The organism is Microbacterium sp. PAMC22086 (assembly GCF_019443525.1).
GTDB classification, from domain to species: Bacteria; Actinomycetota; Actinomycetes; order Actinomycetales; family Microbacteriaceae; genus Microbacterium; species Microbacterium maritypicum.
The window spans coordinates 975,782-995,607 of sequence record NZ_CP080380.1 but is presented as its reverse complement, the minus strand read 5'-3'; the positions used below and the strand labels follow the sequence as shown (position 1 = coordinate 995,607).

Sequence of the window (19,826 nt, the reverse complement as noted above, 5' to 3'; positions counted from 1 at the left end):
GCGATACCCCGCTCATGTCCACTCCCTGCGCATGCGCTGTTCGGGTTCTCCGAACTCCGGCTGCGTGCGGGTGGCTCCATCGGGGTGCCAGCCCTTCGCCTCGTAGAAGCCGATCGACGGCGCGTTGGCCGCGAACACCCACAGCGTCGCGGCCTCGGCCCCGGCCTCCTGCAGGTCAGCGGTCGCCCGCGCCAGCAGCGCGCCGCCGATGCCCCCGCCGTGGGCACGGGGCGAGACGTACAGGGAGTGCACGGCACCGTCGATCCGGCCCTCGCCGCCTGCGGTCGCGGCGTACCGGGTGAGTCCGACGATCCCGCCGTCGCGCTCCGCGACGAGCACGACGCCCACCGGATCGGCGAGCACCCGCTGCCACAGCGCCTCGGCGCGCTCGTCGGTCATGGCATCGATCGCCCCATCGGGCAGCACGCCGCGGTAGCTCTCCCGCCAGCAGGCGAGGAACACCTCGATCACCCCGGACAGGTCGTCCGGGGTGGCGGGGCGCACCTGGAGGCTCACGATGCTGCGGCCTCCGTGAGCACGAGGGAGTCGATGGCAGCGACCGGCTCCGGCATCTGCAGAGGACCGACCCCCGGGGTGATGGTGCCCAGGATGCGCGGCTCGCGCGCACCTGTTCCCCCCGGGACGATCGCGGGAACACCGTGCATCGTGGACCAGCCGATCAGCGCGAGGAGGATCGCCTCCTTGCTGTCGGCGGCCGCGCCCAGTTCGTCGGCCAGCACGACCTCGGTCGCAGGGAGCGCGGCGCGCAGTCCGTCGAGGATCAGCGGGTTGCGGCAGCCGCCGCCCGACACGGCGAGGAAACCGATACCTGCAGCCTCCACATCACGCGCGACCGTGCGGACCGTGAGCTCGGTCAGGGTGCGCACCACATCCGCGACGGCGATCTCGCGACCCTGCGCGCCGAGGTGCTCCTGCACGTAGCCGAGGTGGAAGTGCTCCTTGCCCGTGCTCTTGGGCGGCGTGAGGGCGTAGTACGAGTCCTCCAGCAGCGCGGCCAGCAGCGCCTCGTCGACCTGACCGGTGCGGGCGATCGCGGCGTCGTCGTCATAGCCGAGCGGGTTGAGGCCGTGCTCCACGATGACCGCATCCACCAGCGCGTTCGCGGGGCCGATGTCGTAGGCGACCAGGCCGTCCTGCCGCACCACCGTCATGTTCGAGATGCCGCCCAGGTTCAGGGCCGCCGACACCCCGGCGCGCGAGCGCAGCAGCAGCTCGTCGAGGAACGACACCAACGGGGCACCGTGCCCGCCGACCGTGATGTCGCGGATGCGGATGTCGGAGACCACGGGGGCACCTACCTTCTCCGCGATCCAGGCGGGCTGCCCGATCTGCAGGGTGCCCAGCGCGTGCGCTCCGTCGACCCAGTGGTACACGGTCTGCCCGTGCGAGCAGACAGCGTCGACACCGCCCACCTCGGCGGCGATGTCGGCGGCGACCTCGGCGAACGCCTGTCCGATGAGGGTGTCGAGCTCGCACACCTCGGCGAGGGTGGTCTGCGCCGGTGGCAGCGCAGCGATCAGCCGCGCCCGCAGCTCGGGCGCGTAGGGCACGCTCGTGGCGGCGAGCACCGTGCCGTGCAGATCCACCCCGTGCGCGGTGAAGCCGCCATTGGTCGTGAAGTCGACGACGGCGGCATCGATCCCGTCGTGCGAGGTGCCGGAGATCAGTCCGAGGACGCGCATCAGTTCTCCTCCAGTGCGGTGCGCAGCCGACCGTCGGCGGCACCCAGTCGAGCGGTCGCCGCGGCGAGATCCTCACCGCGGCGGATCATGATCGACGCGAGCTTCACGTCGTAGGCGGCGGCCTCCAGCGCAGCCACCGCCGCGTCGCGGTCGACCTCGGCGATGGTCTGCACCATCCGGATCGCCCGCTCGCGCAGCTTGTGGTTGGTGGCCTTCACATCCACCATCAGGTTGCCGTAGGCCTTGCCGTTTCGCACCATCGAGATGGTCGAGAACATGTTGAGCACGAGCTTCTGCGCCGTGCCCGACTTGAGGCGGGTCGAACCGGAGAGCACCTCGGGGCCGACCTCGACCTCGATCCCGTGTTCCGCCGCCGCGCTGAGAGCGGTACCGACGTTGCACGAGAGGCCGATGCTGAGCGCTCCGAGCTCGCGCGCGCGGCGGACGGCGGCGATCACATACGGCGTGCGTCCGCTCGAGGCGATGCCGATCACGGTGTCGAGCGGGCCGATGCCCGCCGCGTCGATGGCCGCAGCGCCCGCTTCCGCGTCGTCCTCCGCGCCCTCGACGGGGTTCACGATCGCGCCGGGTCCGCCCGCCATGATCGCGAACACCAGCTCCGGCGGAGTGCTGAACGTGGGAGGGCACTCCGAGGCGTCGAGCACGCCGATGCGGCCGGGGGTTCCCGCGCCGACGTAGACCAGGCGTCCACCCTGCGCCATACGGGCGGCCGTGGCCTCGATCGCCGGAACGATCTCCCCGAGTGCGCGCTGCACGGCGGCCGGCACCGTGGCATCCGCCTCGTTCATGGTCTGCGCGAGCTCCGCCACGCTCATCAGGTCGAGTTCGGCGTAGCGGGGATCGCTGGCCTCCGTCGCCAGCGCGCCGAGGTCCTCCATGGTCATCGCTTTCCTCTGTTCCGGGGGTCGAGGCTGTCGCGCAGGCCATCGCCGAGCAGGTTCAATCCCACGACGAGGAGCACCACGATCACACCGGGCGCGATCATGGTCCACGGGGCGATCGTCACGAGCGTGCGCGCCTCGAAGATCATCGAGCCGAGCGAGGGCGCGGGCGGAGGTGTGCCGAGGCCGAGGAAGCTCAGCGAGGCCTCGGTGAGCACGGCCCAGGACAGCGAGAGCGTCACCTGCACGATGATGATCGACGTGATGTTCGGCAGCACGTGCCGGAACATGGTCGCCATGCGGCTCTGACCCGTGCTCTTGGCGGCCTTGACGTACTCGACCTCGCGCAGCGACAGCACCGGCCCTCGGGTGACGCGGATGAAGATCGGCACGTAGACGATCGCGATGGCCACGGCGATGGTGAACCAGTTGCGCTCGAACACCGAGGCGAGCGACAGCGCGAGCAGCAGCGGAGGGAAGGCGAACAGCACGTTGGTGACCGCGGTGATCGCGCCGTCGGAGAAGCCGCGGTAGAAGCCGGCGATGAGCCCGCACACGGTACCGACCACGGTGGCGAAGGCCACGGCGACGACCGAGATCAGCGCCGAGTTGGCGACGCCGGCGGCGACGCGCGAGAACACGTCGCGACCGAACTGGTCGGTGCCGAACCAGTGCACGACCGACGGCGGCTGCAGGCGGGAGGGCGGATCCTGCGCGAGCGGGTCGAACGGCAGCAGCCCGAACGCCGAGACGAGGCTCAGCACGGCGAGAAGGGCGACGATGATGAGTCCCGTGAGCCCGCTGCGGCTGCGCAGCAGGAGACGCACGCGCTCCATGGTGCGCCCGCCGCCGGGGGCGAGGGCCGGGGTCTGAGAGATGTCGGTCATGCGGCACGCACCCGAGGATCGATGACCCGGTACAGCAGGTCGGTGAGCAGGTTGACGATGACGAAGGCGAGCGCGATCACGAGCACGGTGCTCTGCACGAGCGCGTACTCCTTCTGCTGGATGCCCAGCAGCACCTGACGCCCGATGCCGGGGAGCGAGAAGATCTGCTCCACCACCACGGCACCGCCGAGGAGGTAGCCGAACTGCAGCCCGGTCATGGTGACGATGGGCACGAGCGCGTTGCCGAGCACGTGGCGCACCTGCAGGCGACGCGGGGGGACGCCCTTCGCCCTGGCGGTGCGGATGAAGTCGTTGGAGCGGATCTCGAGCACGGCCGTGCGGGTGGTGCGCATGATCGGCGCGGCGATGCCGAAGCCGAGCACGATCGAGGGCAGCAGCATCTGCTGGAGGTTCAGCAACGGGTTCTCGAACAGCGTGGCGTAGGCCTGGCCGTTGGGGTTGAAGCCGAACGACGAGGCGAGGATCGCCAGCAGCGCCGTGCCGAGCAGGAACGCGGGGATCGAGAGACCGGCGAGGCCGACCACCTGTCCGACGCCGTCGCGGAACGAGTCGGGCTTCGAGGCGGAGAGCATTCCGAGCGGGATGCCGATGGCCAGCGCGATCACGATCGAGAAGATCGCGAGCTCGAACGTCACGGGGAGGGCGGCGGCGGTGAGATCGAGCACGCTCGTCTGCGCCCGCGACGAGAAGCCGAGGTTGCCGGTGAAGATGTTGCCCAGCCACGAGAAGAACTGCACGAAGAGCGGCTGGTCGAGACCGTAGTACGACTCGAGGGCGGCGCGCTGCGACGGCGTGAGGGCGGCGGCCTCGGTGCCGAGGCCGGAGCTGATCTGGTCGCCGGGGATGGCGCGCAGCATCAGGAAGACGAAGATGGCGACGCCGAGGAGCGTGCCGAGGGCTGCGAGGATGCGTCGCAGCACGCTGTTGCGGAGGATCTGTCTGAACATGCGCGTGTGTGGGTGCCTGTCGTCGGGGAGGGAGGGGGCGCGGGGTGGCCGCGCCCCCTCGATCCGCTACTTGATGGAGGTGGTCCGCAGGTACTGCAGCGAGCCGTTCACCATCGGGACGAAGCCGTCGACGTTCGACGCGGTCGCCGTGTAGGTGTAGCTCGTGAACAGCCAGATCCACGCGGCGTTGTCCTCGAGGTTCTCGGAGACCTGCGCGTAGATGTCCTTGCGCTTCTCCGGGTCGGCCGTCTGGCGGCCCTCGGCGAACAGCGCGTCGAGCTCGGGCGAGGAGTAGCCGGCGACCTTGTTCAGGTTGCCCGTGCTGGTGAAGTACCGGCCGTACATGCCGTCGGGGTCGGGGCGACCGCCGTTGAGGGCGACAGCGGCGTCGAAGTCGGCCGCGATCCAGCGATCGACGAAGGCACCGGACTCGAGCACCTCGAGGTCGAGCGTGATGTTCGCGTCGGCCAGCTGCGCCTTCAGGTTCTGCGCCTCGTTGACCGAGGTCGCGTACTCGCCCTGGGAGACGATCGTCTTGATGGTGACGCCGTCCTCCTTGCCCGCCTTCTTCAGGTACTCGGCCGCCTTGTCGAGGTCGCGCTCAGGGCACGGGCGTGCGTCGGGGTCGGACTTGTACGCGGGAGACGTGATGGGACCGGTGACCTCGCCCTCGCCGAGGGCTGCGGTGTCGAGCACCTCCTGGCGGTCGATCGCGCACTGGATCGCGAGGCGCACGTTGACGTCGGTGAGGTCGCCGCGCGTGGCGTTCAGCTGCAGCGCGTGGTAGCTCAGCTGCGGGGTCGTGGCGACCTCGACGTTCGCACCCTCGGCGGTCTGCGCGACCAGCGGGTCATCGAACACGGCCAGCTGCACGTTGCCGGACTGCATCGCCGAGACGATCGAGGACTCGTCGGGGATCACGCGGAACTCGACGGTGTCGAGCAGCGCGGTGTCTCCCCAGTAGTCCTCGTTCTTGGCGAGCGTGATCGACTGGCTCGCCTTGCGGTCGTCGAGGATGAAGGGACCGGTGCCGTTCGGGGTGGTGTTCAGCCCCTCTTCGGTGTCGTCCGAGGACAGCATCGCCATGTTGATCACGGCGAGGTTCGCCGGAAGTGCGGCGTCGGGAGCGCTGAGGGTGAGGGTGACGGTGTTCTCGTCGGTGGCCTCGACCGCGGTGACGGAGGCGAGAGAGCTGCGCGACACAGCTGCGGTGGCCTCGGCCGCGATCGCATCGAGCGAGTGCTTCACGTCTTCGGATCCGAACGTGCTGCCGTCGGCGAACGTGACGCCTTCCCGCAGGTGGAAGGTCAGGGTGAGGCCGTCTTCCGAGACGTCCCAGGACTCGGCGAGGCCGGGGACCACGTTGAGGTCCTCGTCGAACTCGGTCAGGGTGCCATACAGGTTCTGCAGCACGTTGACGGCCTGGAACTGGGTCGCCTTCCAGGGGAAGAGCGTGTCTGGGTCGCTGGTGACGCCGATGACGAGGTCGCCGCCTGCAGCACCCGCTGACGGCTGGGGGTCGGATGCGGGTGCGGAACAACCTGTGATCACGAGCGCCAAAGCGACACCCGTGGCAGTGAGAGCGCCGAATGACGCCCGCCGTGCTGTGCTCATTGCTGATTCCTCCTGGATGGGACGCGTCGCCGTGGCGTCGGGTCAGGCGCTGTTGCCTGCCGCCCCGCGAACATCGTCGGTCTTGGTTGGTACTAAAAGTACACGACAGACACTACTGATGTAACAGAAGTTCCTCTACTGTTATGAACAGCGATCGGAGACCCCATGCCCCATGAAGCCGCCCGCGACGACGCTGGCGCACACCCCGTGCTCGTCCGCATGCGTGCGATCCGCCCCGAGCTGCGTCCGAGCGAGCAGCGCATCGCCGACCTGTTCCTCGCCGATCCCGCGGGGACCGCTGGCCTGTCCGTCGCCGAACTCGCCCAGCGCTGCGACACCTCGACCACCTCGGTCGTGCGATTCTGCAAGCGCCTGGGCTACGAGCACGTGCGGGAGCTCCGCAACCACGTGCTGCGCGACGTCGAGCGCGAGACGTTCGACACGGCCGCGCTTCCCGCCGTCTCCGGCGACATCGACCGCAACGACACCCTGGCCGACATCGTCGCGAAGGTCTCGCTCGCCGAGACCCTCTCACTCGCCGACACCGCCAAGGTGCTCGACACCGAGTCGCTGCGGGCCTCCGTCGACGCCATCACCTCATCGACCAGGGTCGACATCTTCGGTGTGGGCGCGAGCTCCATCGTCGGCCTCGACCTGCAGCGCAAGCTCACCCGCATCGGGCGCACCGCTCTGGACTGGTCGGACCCGCATGCCGCGTGGACGTCGGCGGCGACCCTCGGGCCCGGCAACGTCGCGATCGCGGTGTCGCACACCGGCGCCACCACCGACACGATCGAGTTCCTGCTGCTCGCCCGTCAGGCCGGAGCCACCACCATCGCGATCACGAACCACGCGGGCGCTCCCCTAGCCGATCAAGCCGACATCGTGCTGACGACCGCCGCCCGCGAGACCGGCTTCCGCTCGGGCGCACTGGGCAGCCGGATCGCGCAGCTCATGGTGGTCGACTGCATCTTCATCGGCGTCGCCCAGTCGAACTACGACCGTTCGATGGAGGCGCTGCGCGACACGTTCGCCGCCGTGCACCGCGTGCGGACGGCGGGGGCGTGACCGACGACACCCGACGCGCGCGAGCGGGGCTGTTCACCGCATTCGCGGGCCTCGGGGTCACGGCTGCCTTCGTTCCCGCGATCCTCCCCTCCGCCGAGCGCGCGATGACCGCCGAACTCAGCGCCGCCGTGCCCGCACTCTTCGCCGGGCTCCTGGTCGGGGTCCTGGCGTCGGGCCCGCTGCTGACGCGACAGCCGCCGCGCACCGCGCTGATGCTCGGCAGCGCACTCCAGGCCGCCGCCGTCGTCGTGGTGGCGCTGTCCGAAACTCCCGCGGTCTTCATCGTCGCGGCCGCGATAACCGGGGTCGGGTTCGGACTGGTCGAGGCCTCCGGATCCGTGGCCGCGAAGTCCCTGGCCACCGGCAGCGCGACGGGACTGCTCAGCGCCCTGCTCGGCACGGTCGCCGTCTGCGCGGCCGTCACCCCGCTGCTCGTCGCCGTGGGGTCGCCTGCACGTGCGCTGCTCGGCATCCTGGCGATCGTGCCGCTTCTCACGGTCGCGATCCTCGCCGGAGCGGCAGCCCCTTCCGCCCGCGCCGAGGTTCCCGCGCAGCGCGACGTGCGCGGGCTGCTCGTCCTCCTGCCGTTCGCCGTGGCGCTGCCGCTGTATGTGGGCGTCGAGACCGTGCTGTCCGGTTGGTCGGCGGTGATCCCGGAGCGGATCCTCGCGGTCGATCCCGGCCTCGCCGCACTGGGAACCTCGGCGTTCTGGACGCTCATGGCGATCGGCCGCTTCGGCGCAGCGGGTCTGCGGCGACTGTCCGTATCGCCGATCGTGATCCTCGCCGGCGCCACGAGCGTCGCCGCCCTCCTGATGGCCGCCGCGGGGATGCTGGTGGACTCCGCTCCCGTGGGCGCGCTCGTCGCACTGGCCGCCGTGGTCGTGCTCCTCGCTCCCAGCTACGGCCTCATCCTGGGACTCGCCCTCGACCGCCTCGATCCCGCTCGCAGCGCCGCGGTGACCGGCGCGCTCGTCGCCTGCGGTGCGGTCGGCGGCACCTTCGTGCCGACCCTGATCCTGCTGATCGGCCGAGACCCGGCATCGAGCACGACCTTCCTGGTGTCCGCTGCTCTGTGCGCGCTCGTGCTGGCGCTGGTGCTGGTCGCCGCGCGGTCGCCGCAGCGGACCTCGACGGCGAACTGACACCTCCTCCACACCTCGCACCGCCGACGACCTCTTCACAGATGCTGGAATACCGGCGCGCACACCGGTGAGGGCGGCGTAACGTCGTCGACACACCCATCCGAGCAAGGAGAGTATGCGTGTCCACGGAGGTCCTCGCGATCATCATCAGCGCCGTCGGCGTCGTGGTGACGCTCGGCACGAGCATGTTCGTCGGCGCCGCCCGGATGGTCCGCCGCATCGATGACCGCATCGACGCCGTCGACGAGAAACTCAGCACCCGCATCGACGCCGTCGCCGCCGACGTGACCGACCTCAAGATCTCCGTGGCGCGGCTCGAAGGACCGCCCCGGCACCTGCTCACGACGGGACGGGGATGAGACCGTGACCACCGAAACCCTCACCATCGTCATCAGCGCGATCGGCATCGTGCTCACCCTCGGCACCAGCCTGTTCGCCGCCGGCGCCTGGATGATCCGCCGCATCGATGACCGCATCGATGCCGTCGACGAGAAACTCAGCACCCGCATCGACGCCGTCGACGAGAAGCTGACCGCCCGCATCGATGCGGTCGCGGAGAAGCTGACCGCCCGCATCGATGCTGTCGCCGCCGACGTCACCGACCTGAAGATCTCCGTGGCGCGGCTCGAAGGACCACCCCGGCACCTGCTCACCGCGCGCCGCTGAGCAGCGCGCCTGGAAGCGCCTACCGGAGCACGAGAGCGGCGGCGCCGATGAGCGGCCCCTCGTCGCCCAGCCCCGAGCGCACGACCCTGGTTCGGCGCGAGTACTCATGCGCGGCGCTCGCGGTGAGAGCCTGCTGCACGAGGTCGATGTAGTCCGCCGACACCCGTGAGAATCCGCCGCCGATGGCGACCACGTCGAGGTCGACGAGGGTGGCGGCATCTGCGAGAGCCTCGCCCACCTCGCGGGCCGAACGCTCGATCGCCGCCCGTGCGACCGGGTCGCCTGCGGCCGAATCGCGAGCCAGATCCTCGCCGGTCGCTCCTGTCCAGCCCTGCTGCTGCGCCCAGGCGGCGCTCGCGGGCCCCGAGGCGATCTCCTCGAGGGTCAGGCCACCGTGACGACGCACCTGACCGAGATGGCCGGCGTTGCCGGTGGCACCGGGGATGTAGGCGCCGTTGGCGACGAACCCGCCGCCGACACCGGTGGAGACGACGATCGACAGCGAGGCGCCGGCGCCCTGCGTGGCACCGAGCCACGACTCGGCGAGCGCGAGTGCACCGCCGTCGTGACCGAGCACGGTGGGCACGTCGCGTCCGAGGACGGTGGATGCCGCAGCACGGACGGCCTCTTCGAGGCCGAAGCCGCGGGCGAGGGGCATGTTCACCGGCATGATCGCGCCGGCTGTGCGGTCGATGGGTCCGGCGCTGCCGACTCCCGCTCCGACGAGCTCGGCGTCTGCGGGAAGAGCCGCGAGGGCGTGCTCGACGATGGCGACGACCGAGGCGGTGAGCGACGCGAGCGTGGCTTCGCGACCGGTCGCCTGCCGGCTCCTGCTGCCCTCGACGAGCAGACCGTCCTCCGCGACGAGCGCGGCCTCCATCTTCGTGCCGCCCACATCGACGGCGAGCGCGTAGCGCGTCACTGGGGGTCGAGCCCGAGGTCGTCGAGGTCGAAGGCCGCGCGCCATTCCAGGCCCTCGGCTTCGATCGCGGCCTGTGCGCCGGTCTTGCGGTCGACGATCACGGCGACAGCGACGATCTCGGCGCCTTCCTTGCGCAGGGCTTCGACGGCCTTGAGCGCGGACTGGCCGGTGGTCGAGGTGTCTTCGAGCACCACGACGCGCTTGCCCTTCACGTCTGCGCCTTCGATCTGACGGCCACGCCCGTGGTCCTTGGGCTCCTTGCGCACGACGAAGGCGTCGAGCGGGGTGTCGGTGGCGACCGACGCATGCAGCACCGCGTTCGCGATCGGGTCCGCACCGAGAGTGAGGCCGCCGACCGCCACGACATGGAGGTCGCCGATCAGGTCGAGCATGATGCGACCGATCGCGGGAGCGGCACGGTGGTCCAGGGTGAGCTTTCGCATGTCGACGTAGTACGTCGCCTGCTTGCCGCTGGAGAGGGTGAAGTCGCCGTGGAACACCGCCTCCGCCTTGATGAGGTCGAGAAGTGTCTGGCGGTCTGCGTCGAGTGCGGTCACGGCATCCAGTGTAGGAGGCAAGCCGGCGTCGACGGGATCCGAGACTTCGGATGCATGAGGCCCGACCGGATGCATGAGAACCGGGGCCGCACCGCTCATGCGCCCGTCCAGCACTCATGCAGATGTCGGTGAGGAACGTCCGTTCGGCGGTGATCCGTGTAGGAGGTGGGCCCTAGGCTTGAGGCATGCGCTTGGCCACCTGGAACGTCAACTCCATCCGCACCCGCGTCACCCGCACCGTCGAGTTCGCCGTCCGAGAAGACATCGACGTGCTGGCGATGCAGGAGATCAAGTGCAAGCCCGAGCAGTTCCCCTACGCTCCGTTCGAAGAGGCCGGCTACCACGTCGAGGTGCACGGGCTGAATCAGTGGAACGGCGTCGCGATCGCGAGCCGGCTGCCGGTCACCGATGTGCGCACGTCGTTCGACGGAATGCCGGGCTTCGCGAAGGGGCATGAGGGGCCGGATGCGCCGCTCGAGGCCCGCGCGCTCGGCGTGATGGTCGAGGGGGTGCGGGTGTGGAGCCTGTACGTGCCGAACGGCCGTGCACTCGATGACCCGCACTACCTCTACAAGCTGCACTGGCTGGAGCAGCTGAAGAAGTCCACGGCCGCCGAGCTGTCGGCGAACCCCGACCTTCCGCTCGCTCTGGTGGGCGACTTCAACATCATCCCGTTCGATGTCGACAACGGCGACCCCGACATCGTGATCGGTCGGTCGACCCACGTCTCCCCGCAGGAGCGCGACGCGTTCTTCGCGTTCCAAGACGCCGGCGTCACCGACGTCGTGCGCCCGCTGATCCCCGAGGGCTTCACCTACTGGGACTACCAGCGTCTGAAGTTCCCCCGCAACGAGGGTGTCCGCATCGACTTCGTGCTGGGCTCGCGCACTCTCACCGAAGCGGTGAAGGGCGCGTCCATCCACCGCGACGAGCGCAAGGGCGAGCAGCCCAGCGACCACGTCCCGGTGGTCGTCGATCTCGATTTCGGTGGCGCCGATGACGACGACGACCTCCCGATGATCTTCTCCTGAGTGCCGGTCTCATGAGCGTGCGGCTGATCGCCACCGATCTCGACGGCACCCTTCTCGACTCGACGCCCGCCGTCACCGCACGCACCCGTGCGGCCCTCGACGCGGCACGGGAACGCGGAATCCACGTCGTGCCGGTCACGGCGCGTCAGCCGATCGGCCTGCGTGCCATCGCGGCGGATGCGGGCTTCGACGGCTGGGCTCTGTGCAGCAACGGCGCCTACGCCGTGCGCCTCGACGACGGGCGGATGCTGTTCGCCGAAGAGCTTCCGCCCGAGACGATCCGCTCCCTGGCCGAGGCCCTTCGCGCGAGCATCCCCGACCTGCTGTTCGCGAGCGTGCGCGACGCCGGCGAGACGTTCGTGGCCCAGCACGGCTATGCCGCGATCGCCGCTCTCGCCGACCACAAGCGCGACCCCGCCACCATGGGCGGCGTTCCGTTGGATCAGGTGCTCGCCGCTCCCAGCCTGAAGTTCGTGATCCGGCACCCCGAGCTCGCCCCGGCCGCCCTGTTCGACACGGTGCGCTCGCTCGGGCTTACCGGCTTCGAGGTCACGCTCTCGGGTGCGCCGTTCGTCGAGGTCATGGCCGAAGGCGTCACCAAGGCCACGGGTCTCGCCCGCCTCTGCGAGCACCTCGGCATCGACCGCGCCGACGTCGTGGCCTTCGGTGACGCGCTCAACGACGTCGAGATGCTCCGCTGGGCAGGGCACGGGGTCGCCATGGCCGACGCCGAGCCGCTCGTGCACGACGCGGCCGACGAGACAACCGCGTCGAACGACGAAGACGGTGTGGCGCAGGTGATCGAGCGGCTGCTCGGCTGAGGATCAGCTTTCGACGCGACGACGACGCACGAGCATCCCGCCCATCACCGACAGGATGACGCCGATCGCGACGACGGCCACCGGGGCGTCGAGACCGGTGCTGGCAAGCCCCGCGCCCGGCGCCGCTGCGCTGCCGCCCGCCTGCCCACCGGTGCCCGTACCCGTGCCCGCAGCTGCGGTGACGGTGAGCGCCGTACGAGCGATCACTGTGGTCCCCGACAGCGCCACCAGGGTGTGCGCGCCCGCCGGCGCGGTCGCCGGGATGCGGAGGGTGCCCTGGAGCGCTCCGTCCGCGTCAGCCGTCAGCGTGCCGAGCGCGATCGGGTCGGAGTGCAGCTCGAACGCGATCGACGCTCCAGGCGCGAAACCGGTGCCCGAGATCGTGATGTCCTTGCCGGCGCGGATCGAGCCCGCGGCGAGCGCGAGGGTGGGCTTCGGCTGAGGCTCGGGATTCGTGACCGCGACGAGGGTGAAGTCGATCCCCGTGACGGGGACACCCACGGTCGCCACGACGGGCGTCGCCAGCGCCGAGGTGGCGACACCGTCATAGAACTGAGGCTGCGCGATCGTGGTGCCGTCGTCGTGGAACAGAGCAGATGCCTTGAGGATGAATGATCCTTCGGGGAGCGCCAGGGAGTAGGCACCGGTCTGAGGGTGGGCGAAGGTCGTGCCGACGATCTGGTTTCCGGACCAGGCCTCGACGGTGACCTCACGCTCGACGGCGGTGTCGAGGGTGACGGTGCCGGTCACGATAGCAGCTGCGTCGAGCTGCGCATCGATTCCCCCGACGTTCACTCCCGACGACACGGTGACGGCCGTCGCGGATGCCTTCGTGAAGGCGTCCGCCCAGTACTCCGGCCGCAGGTCGGAGTCGAAAGGCTCGAAGAGCACGCGGTACTCGCCAGGGGCGACGGCGACCTGATAGGTGCCGTCGTTCGAGACGCCGGAGAAGTACGCGTGGCGGTCGTCGTCCACGCTGGTGATGGTGACCCTGCCGAGTGCGCGGGTCCCGTCGCTGCTCTTGGTCACCGATCCGCTGATGTATCCCACCGTCTCGAGCGCCGCGTCGATTCCGGTGGTCGTCTGTGACTCGGTGACGACGACGATCTTCGCAGCGTCGAAGCTGTACGCGTTCTCCCAGTACTCCGCAGAAAGCCCGGGGCCCGGCTCGGCGAACTGCACACGATAGGAACCCGCGGCGAGTCCGTCGACGTGGTATCCGCCCGTGAGATCGGTGCGGGCGAAGGCGGCGATCTCGCCGTTCATGTCGAGAGCGTTGACCGTGACGTTCGCGAGCGCCTCGCCGTTGTCGGTGCGCGTGACGACGCCGGCGATCGATCCTCCCGCCGCGAGGGAGGCATCGATCCCGGAGGTCGTCGTGTGCTCGGCGATCACGATCGGCTCGGCTTGCGAGTATTCGGAGGCGTTCCTCCAGTATCCGCGCTTCAGGTCGGTCCCCTCCGCGTGGAATCCGATGACATAGGAGCCGCCGGGAAGACTGCCGAGCGTGTATCGCCCGGCCCCGTCGGTGAGGGTCGAGGTCCAGTACCCGTCCGTGCCGTCCGCGGTCACACGGGCCCCGCTGACGGGCGTGCCGTCATCGGCACGCGTGACAGTGCCGCTGATCGATGAGGTCGGAGTGGGTGCGAGCGCGGCATCGACACCAGGATGCGCGGAGCCGTCGACGACGGCGACGCGCTGCGCGCCCAGAGAGTCCCTGGCGTCGTCCCAGTACTCGGTGGCGTAGTCGCCCGCCGGGATCGAAGAATCGCACGAGGTAGCTGCCCTCGGCCAGGCCGCTGAACGTGTAGGCGCCGCTCGCGTTGGTGACGACGGTGTGCCATCCGGTATCGCTATCGCGCTGCGCCCGCACCTCGATGCCGGCCAGGGCTGTTCCGCCTACGGTCGATGTCACCGTCCCGGAGATCGAACCGGTGACGACCGGGTCGTCTTCCGCGGCGGCCGCCGTCACGCCGCCCAGAGCGAGCGCGAGTGCCGCCGCTGCGCCGAGTACCGCCCGAATGAATGCGCGTCGTCGCGCCATGTTCCCGCCCTCCGAAGAAGGACGATCTCGCGAACGGTGTCGCGGTCGATCTCGAGCCCGAGCCGATCGCCCGGTAACGCTCACATCGAATCTAGAGGCTCGGTGCAGAGGAAAGGAATAGTCGATACACAGGGGTCACTCGTGCTCGGGTGAGGAAACACCCCGTCTTCAGCACTCGATCCCTCCATCCCCGATCCCCCGCACGGGGGATGCGATGCCGACACGCCCCGCCCTACGGTGGAGGGATGCCCGCTGTCCCGTTCCTCCGCACGCCGACCGAGCGCGAACGGCGCGGCGACATCGTCCTCGCCGTTGTCATGTTCGTGGGAGCCGTGCTGAGCGCCGGGCTCTCCTCGCTCGCCCAGGTGTACGGCGACGAACAGGCCCCACTGTGGACCGCACTCGTGTACGCGGTCGTCGTGACCGCTCCTCTCGCGGTCCGCCGCCGCTGGCCCGGCACGGTCGCCATCATCGTGGTCGTCGCCTACTTCATCGCGGTGACGATCCGCGTCCCCGAGATCTACGTCGGCAACATCGCGATGTTCATCGCGATCTACACGGCGGGGGCGTGGATGAACGATCGTCGCCGCGCGGTCATCGTCCGCATCGGGATCATCGTGAGCATGTTCGTGTGGCTGCTGATCACGATGTACCGCGACGCGATCCTCGAAGCCGACAAGGCGGATGTCATCGCCGGAGCCATGTCTCCCTACGTGGCCTTCATGCTCATCCAGCTGCTGCTGAACGTGCTCTACTTCGGCGGGGCCTACTACTTCGGCGAGCGGTCATGGGCTGCAGCGACGCAGCTCGCGGTGCTCGAGCAGCGCACGGCCGAGCTCGAGCGCGAACGCGAGGTCACTGCGGCACAGGCGGTGGCCCTCGACCGGGTGCGCATCGCCAGGGAGCTGCACGACGTGGTCGCCCACCACGTGTCGGTCATGGGCGTGCAGGCGGGAGCCGCGCGCCTGGTGCTCGAGCGGGACCCGGCAGAGTCCGCACGCATCCTCACCGGGATCGAGGGGTCGGCGCGTGACGCCATCCACGAGCTGCGCCAGCTGCTGGAGACTCTGCGGACCCCCGGAGGAGAGACGACGGATGCCGCCTCGACCCTGGCCCTCGACGACATCCCCGAACTCGTCGACGCCTCGACCGAGGCGGGGCTGCCGACGGCGTACACCGTGATCGGCGACCCGACGCCCGTGCCTTCGCTCGTCGCCGTGAATCTCTATCGCATCGCCCAGGAGTCGCTGACGAACGCCCGCCGCCATGCCGGGCCCGATGCGACGGCCGACGTGCGCGTGCGCTACGACGATGACGGCGTCGAGGTCGAGATCGTCAACACCGGGCGCCCGGTCGCCCAGGTGCGCCCAGGCCTCGGACAGCTCGGGATGCGCGAGCGTGCCGCGGCGTCCGGCGGCACCCTCGAGGTGACCCCCCGTCCGTTCGGCGGGCTGCGCGTGCGCGCCCGTGTGCCCCTGCCCTTCACGAGCGAATCGAGCGTGAACCGATGACCGCCCCGATCCGCGTGCTGCTCGTCGACGATCACGCACTGCTGCGCGCCGGCTTCCGCACGATCCTCGACACGCAGACCGACATCGCCGTGGTCGGGGAGGCATCCTCCGGGGCCGAGGCGGTGGCGCAGGCCGCGGCCCTGCATCCCGACGTCATCATGATGGACGTGCAGATGCCCGACATGGACGGCATCGAGGCCACCAGGCGCATCGTCGCCGACCCGGGCGTCGACGCGGCCATCGCGATCGTCACCACGTTCGACCGCGACGACTACCTGTACCGGGCTCTGGACGCGGGGGCCGGCGGGTTCCTGCTCAAGAACGCCGGCGCCGAGGATTTGATCGCGGCGGTGCGGGCGCTGGCCGCGGGCGATGGCATGCTCGCCCCCGAGGTGACCCGCCGCGTGTTGGCGCGCTTCGCCGCGACACCCGCTCCCGCCGCCGCATCGGCCACGAGCGGCGCCCTCCCGAAAGTCGCGCTCGCCGAGCCCCTCACCGATCGTGAGGCCGAGGTGCTCACGCTGCTCGCCGATGCCCGCAGCAACGCCGAGATCGCGCAGGCGCTGTTCATCGGCGAGGCGACCGTGAAGACGCACGTCTCGCGCGTCCTGCAGAAGCTGGGTGCCCGGGATCGCGTGCAGGCGGTGGTGCTGGCTCATCGCATGGGGCTCGCGTAGCGCGGCGCACCCGGGCTCCGCGCCGACCTCCCGCTCCGCGATAACCTCGGAGCCATGTCCGACGCCGCACCCCTGTCCCGCCCGATCCTCGCGGGGGTGGTGACGGCACTGGTCGGCTTCACCAGCTCGTTCGCGGTCGTGCTGACCGGGCTCGATGCCGTCGGGGCGAACGCGGCCCAGGCGGCGAGCGGACTCCTCGCCGTCAGTCTCACGATGGGCCTGGCCTGCGTGGTGCTCGCCTGGCGGTATCGAATGCCGATCACGGTCGCCTGGTCGACGCCCGGTGCCGCCCTCCTCGTGGCGACCGGCGCTGTCGAAGGCGGGTGGTCGGCAGCGGTCGGCGCCTTCCTGATCACCGCGGCCCTCATCCTGCTCACCGCTCTCTGGCCGGCGCTCGGTGCGCTGATCGCCCGCATCCCGCCCTCGATCGCGCAGGCGATGCTCGCCGGCGTCCTGCTGCCGCTGTGTCTCGCACCGATCACCGGTATCGTCGCGAACCCCTGGGGCGTGGTGCCGGTCGTGCTCACCTGGCTGCTTTTCGCCCGTCTCGCACCGCGCTGGGCGGTGCCGCTCGCGTTCGTCGCCGCGGCCGTCGTGGTCGCCGTGTCGCTGATCGGAGAAGGCGCACCGTTCGACCCCGCGCTGCTCCTCCCGCGCCTCGAGTTCACGGCACCGACGTTCACGGTCGGCGCTCTCGTCGGCCTCGCGCTGCCGCTGTTCATCGTCACGATGGCCTCCCAGAACGTGCCGGGCATCGCGATCATGCGCAGCTTCGGGTACGAGGTGCCGTGGCGTCCGGCCATGCTGGTGACCGGGATCGGCACGGCATTGGGGGCGACGGCAGGCGGACACACCATCAACCTCGCCGCGATCAGCGCCGCACTCGCCGCGTCGCCGGACGCCGATCCCGACCCGAGGCGACGGTGGGTCGCCGGGGTCTCGACCGGGGCGTCGTACCTCGTGCTCGCCGTGTTCTCCGCCGCGTTCGCCGCCCTCGTGGTGCTCGCGCCCGCCGCCGTGATCCCCGCCGTCGCGGGGCTGGCTCTGTTCGCCGCGTTCGGCTCGGCGGTGCAGCAGGCGATCGACGATCCGAACGAGCGGATCCCCGCCGTGGTGACCTTCCTGGTGGCCGCATCCGGGATCGCTGTCCTCGGTGTCAGCGCCGCGTTCTGGGCCCTCGTGACAGGGCTCCTGGTGCGCACGGTACTGCACACCCGACGCCGCTGATCCTCCCCTCCCCCTGACGGGTGATCCTCTCGCGTCCGCCGCAGGGGGGATGCCCCGCGATGCCTGCGCTCCGTAGCGTGAGGGTATGACCACAGGAATGCTCGAACTCTCCGGCATCACCAAGAGCTACGGCTCTCGGCGCGTGCTCGATGACGTGTCCTTCACCGTCGCCCCCGGGCGACTGACGGGCTTCGTCGGCGGCAACGGCGCCGGCAAGACCACCACCATGCGCATCGTCCTCGGCCTGCTGTCCTCCGACGGCGGCACGGTCGACCTGGACGGCGCCGCCCTCACCGCCGAGGACCGCCGCCGCTTCGGCTACATGCCCGAGGAGCGCGGGCTCTACCCGAAGATGAAGGTGCTCGAGCAGATCGTCTACCTCGCCCGCCTGCACGGCTTCGGCAAGCAGGAGGCCACGGAGCGGGCGAGTGCCCTGCTCACCGAGCTCGGTCTCGGCGAGCGGCTGAACGACACGATCGAGTCGCTCTCGCTCGGCAACCAGCAGCGCGCGCAGATCGCCGCCTCTCTCGTGCACGACCCCGAGGTGCTCATCCTCGACGAGCCATTCTCGGGCCTCGACCCGCTCGCGGTCGACGTGGTCGCGGGAGTCCTGCAGGCCAGTGCCGCCAAGGGCGCCTCCATCCTGTTCTCCTCCCATCAGCTCGACGTGGTCGAGCGCCTGTGCGACGACCTCGTCATCCTCGCCGGCGGCACGATCCGTGCGTCCGGTTCCCGCGATGCGCTCCGCTCCAAGCACGCCAGGGACCGCTACGAGCTCGTCTCCGCGGGCGACGCCGGATGGCTGCGCACCGAGCCCGGAGTGACGGTCGTCGACTTCGAAGGCGGCTACGCACTGTTCGACGCGGACGGCCCCGAGACGGCGCAGCGCGTGCTGCAGTCCGCCGTACAGCGCGGCGATGTCGCGAGCTTCGCCCCCAAGCATCCGTCCCTCGCCCAGATCTTCAAGGAGGTCATCCAGTGAGCGCCCCCACCCCCGTCCGCGCCTCCAACGGCATCTGGCTCGTCGCCGAGCGCGAGATCGGGTCGAAGCTGCGCAGCAAGGCGTTCCTGATCTCCACCGGCATCCTGCTGGTCCTCGCGCTCGCCGGCATCCTGTTCGGCGGTTTCGCGAGCAAGAACATCGACACCACGCCGATCGCCGCGACGGCCGAGACCGCGGCCGCCGTCTCGGCCATCCCGAACGTCGAGGTCACCACGGTCTCCGACCAGGCCGAGGCCGAGAAGCTCGTGCGCGACGACAAGGTCGACGCCGCGGTGCTGCCGGGCGACAGCCCGTCCGGCTACACCGTCATCGCCCTGCAGGATGCCCCTGGTTCGATCATCTCCGCCCTTTCGATCTCTCCCGAGGTCGTCATCCTGGAGCCGGTCACCACCAACCCGCTGCTGCGGTACTTCATCGCGATCGCGTTCGGCCTGGTGTTCATGATGGCCGCGGCGACGTTCGGCGGCACGATCGCGCAGAGCGTCGTGGAAGAGAAGCAGACCCGCGTGGTCGAGGTGCTGCTGTCGGCGATCCCGGCGCGCACACTGCTGGCGGGCAAGGTCATCGGCAACACGGTGCTGGCGATCGGGCAGATCCTCGCCCTCGCCGCCGTGGCCACGATCGGGCTTATCGTCACCGGTCAGCGCGAGGTGCTCACCACGCTGGGCGCGCCGATCATCTGGTTCGCCGTGTTCTTCCTGTTCGGCTTCATCCTGCTCGCGGCGATGTTCGCGGCCGCGGCCTCCATGGTCTCTCGCCAGGAGGACATCGGCTCCACGACCACCCCGATCACGATGCTGATCATGGCGCCGTACATCCTGGTGATCGTGTTCAACGACAACCCGCTGGTGCTGACGATCATGTCGTACGTGCCGTTCTCGGCCCCGGTCGGCATGCCGATGCGCCTCTTCGTCGGGGAGGCCCAGTGGTGGGAGCCGCTACTGAGTCTGGTCATCCTGCTCGCGAGCTGCGTGGCCGCGATCGTCATCGGCGCGAAGATCTACGAGAACTCGCTGCTGCGCATGGGCTCCCGGGTCAAGCTCTCCGAGGCGCTGCGCGGCTGACGCCGGGGACGCCGAA

Annotated in this window: 21 protein-coding genes; 11 read left to right on the top strand and 10 right to left on the bottom strand. The window is 70.0% G+C overall.

Translation table 11 applies throughout. The annotated features are described in order from the left end of the window. Window positions 1-12: 12 nt before the first annotated feature. The 6 genes from KY497_RS04900 to KY497_RS04875 all read right to left on the bottom strand — a co-directional run bounded on the left by KY497_RS04900 (window position 13) and on the right by KY497_RS04875 (window position 6,074). Window positions 13-516, bottom strand: a complete 504-nt coding sequence (locus KY497_RS04900; RefSeq protein ID WP_017829584.1) for a GNAT family N-acetyltransferase — start codon at window positions 514-516, stop codon at window positions 13-15. Next, complete coding sequence (locus KY497_RS04895; protein WP_219869964.1) at window positions 513-1,703, bottom strand: anhydro-N-acetylmuramic acid kinase; 1,191 nt, start codon at window positions 1,701-1,703, stop codon at window positions 513-515. The genes KY497_RS04900 and KY497_RS04895 overlap by 4 nt, the downstream gene beginning before the upstream one ends. Next, complete coding sequence (gene murQ / locus KY497_RS04890) at window positions 1,703-2,608, bottom strand: N-acetylmuramic acid 6-phosphate etherase (protein WP_017829586.1); 906 nt, start codon at window positions 2,606-2,608, stop codon at window positions 1,703-1,705. The genes KY497_RS04895 and murQ overlap by 1 nt, the downstream gene beginning before the upstream one ends. Continuing rightward, on the bottom strand, window positions 2,605-3,492 hold the full coding sequence (locus KY497_RS04885) for an ABC transporter permease (protein ID WP_218682131.1): 888 nt from the start codon (window positions 3,490-3,492) through the stop codon (window positions 2,605-2,607). Before KY497_RS04885 ends, murQ begins: the two co-directional genes overlap by 4 nt. Continuing rightward, the gene (locus tag KY497_RS04880) at window positions 3,489-4,460 is read right to left on the bottom strand and encodes an ABC transporter permease (RefSeq protein WP_017829588.1); all 972 of its coding nucleotides are present in this window, start codon (window positions 4,458-4,460) and stop codon (window positions 3,489-3,491) included. Before KY497_RS04880 ends, KY497_RS04885 begins: the two co-directional genes overlap by 4 nt. Window positions 4,461-4,526: 66 nt before the next feature. Further along, complete coding sequence (locus KY497_RS04875; protein WP_141388052.1) at window positions 4,527-6,074, bottom strand: ABC transporter substrate-binding protein; 1,548 nt, start codon at window positions 6,072-6,074, stop codon at window positions 4,527-4,529. Between the two features lie 165 nt (window positions 6,075-6,239). On the opposite strand from KY497_RS04875, the gene KY497_RS04870 reads away from it, so the two are divergent. The 4 genes from KY497_RS04870 to KY497_RS04855 all read left to right on the top strand — a co-directional run bounded on the left by KY497_RS04870 (window position 6,240) and on the right by KY497_RS04855 (window position 8,953). Next, window positions 6,240-7,142 (top strand): MurR/RpiR family transcriptional regulator, encoded by a 903-nt coding sequence (locus KY497_RS04870; protein ID WP_017829590.1) that lies wholly within the window; start codon window positions 6,240-6,242, stop codon window positions 7,140-7,142. Next, window positions 7,139-8,287: a sugar MFS transporter gene (locus KY497_RS04865; RefSeq protein ID WP_219869963.1), complete on the top strand. Its 1,149-nt coding sequence runs from the start codon at window positions 7,139-7,141 to the stop codon at window positions 8,285-8,287. The genes KY497_RS04870 and KY497_RS04865 overlap by 4 nt, the downstream gene beginning before the upstream one ends. A gap of 119 nt (window positions 8,288-8,406) precedes the next feature. Then, entirely contained in the window at window positions 8,407-8,646 is a 240-nt protein-coding gene (locus tag KY497_RS04860; protein WP_219869962.1) for a hypothetical protein, read from the top strand. 4 nt (window positions 8,647-8,650) lie between these two features. Beyond that, window positions 8,651-8,953: a hypothetical protein gene (locus tag KY497_RS04855; RefSeq protein ID WP_219869961.1), complete on the top strand. Its 303-nt coding sequence runs from the start codon at window positions 8,651-8,653 to the stop codon at window positions 8,951-8,953. A gap of 19 nt (window positions 8,954-8,972) precedes the next feature. Here KY497_RS04855 and KY497_RS04850 read toward each other — a convergent pair whose 3' ends face one another. Next, a complete protein-coding gene (locus tag KY497_RS04850) occupies window positions 8,973-9,875 on the bottom strand; it encodes an ROK family protein (RefSeq protein WP_055874767.1) in 903 nt (300 codons plus the stop codon). Beyond that, the gene (gene pyrE / locus KY497_RS04845) at window positions 9,872-10,432 is read right to left on the bottom strand and encodes an orotate phosphoribosyltransferase (RefSeq protein ID WP_219869960.1); all 561 of its coding nucleotides are present in this window, start codon (window positions 10,430-10,432) and stop codon (window positions 9,872-9,874) included. The genes KY497_RS04850 and pyrE overlap by 4 nt, the downstream gene beginning before the upstream one ends. A 185-nt stretch (window positions 10,433-10,617) precedes the next feature. Here pyrE and KY497_RS04840 point away from each other — a divergent pair, with 185 nt between their 5' ends. Beyond that, window positions 10,618-11,463 carry an exodeoxyribonuclease III gene (locus KY497_RS04840; RefSeq protein WP_219869959.1) on the top strand — a complete coding sequence of 282 codons (846 nt, stop codon included), beginning with the start codon at window positions 10,618-10,620 and terminating at the stop codon, window positions 11,461-11,463. A gap of 11 nt (window positions 11,464-11,474) precedes the next feature. Then, window positions 11,475-12,284, top strand: a complete 810-nt coding sequence (locus KY497_RS04835; RefSeq protein WP_055866249.1) for a Cof-type HAD-IIB family hydrolase — start codon at window positions 11,475-11,477, stop codon at window positions 12,282-12,284. Window positions 12,285-12,287: 3 nt separating this feature from the next. On the opposite strand, the gene KY497_RS04830 is transcribed toward KY497_RS04835, so the two are convergent. Together KY497_RS04830 and KY497_RS04825 are read right to left on the bottom strand one after the other, a co-directional pair. Then, window positions 12,288-13,856 carry a collagen binding domain-containing protein gene (locus KY497_RS04830; protein ID WP_219869958.1) on the bottom strand — a complete coding sequence of 523 codons (1,569 nt, stop codon included), beginning with the start codon at window positions 13,854-13,856 and terminating at the stop codon, window positions 12,288-12,290. 25 nt (window positions 13,857-13,881) lie between these two features. After that, window positions 13,882-14,328 (bottom strand): carboxypeptidase-like regulatory domain-containing protein, encoded by a 447-nt coding sequence (locus KY497_RS04825; RefSeq protein WP_219869957.1) that lies wholly within the window; start codon window positions 14,326-14,328, stop codon window positions 13,882-13,884. Window positions 14,329-14,573: 245 nt separating this feature from the next. Here KY497_RS04825 and KY497_RS04820 point away from each other — a divergent pair, with 245 nt between their 5' ends. From KY497_RS04820 to KY497_RS04800, 5 genes are all read left to right on the top strand, one after another. After that, on the top strand, window positions 14,574-15,839 hold the full coding sequence (locus KY497_RS04820) for a sensor histidine kinase (RefSeq protein WP_219869956.1): 1,266 nt from the start codon (window positions 14,574-14,576) through the stop codon (window positions 15,837-15,839). Further along, window positions 15,836-16,516, top strand: a complete 681-nt coding sequence (locus KY497_RS04815) for a response regulator transcription factor (protein WP_055866254.1) — start codon at window positions 15,836-15,838, stop codon at window positions 16,514-16,516. The genes KY497_RS04820 and KY497_RS04815 overlap by 4 nt, the downstream gene beginning before the upstream one ends. Before the next feature lie 54 nt (window positions 16,517-16,570). Beyond that, on the top strand, window positions 16,571-17,743 hold the full coding sequence (locus KY497_RS04810) for a benzoate/H(+) symporter BenE family transporter (RefSeq protein WP_219869955.1): 1,173 nt from the start codon (window positions 16,571-16,573) through the stop codon (window positions 17,741-17,743). A gap of 97 nt (window positions 17,744-17,840) precedes the next feature. Next, on the top strand, window positions 17,841-18,725 hold the full coding sequence (locus tag KY497_RS04805; RefSeq protein ID WP_219870301.1) for an ABC transporter ATP-binding protein: 885 nt from the start codon (window positions 17,841-17,843) through the stop codon (window positions 18,723-18,725). Further along, complete coding sequence (locus KY497_RS04800) at window positions 18,722-19,810, top strand: ABC transporter permease (protein WP_219869954.1); 1,089 nt, start codon at window positions 18,722-18,724, stop codon at window positions 19,808-19,810. Before KY497_RS04805 ends, KY497_RS04800 begins: the two co-directional genes overlap by 4 nt. The last annotated feature ends 16 nt before the right edge of the window (window positions 19,811-19,826 follow it).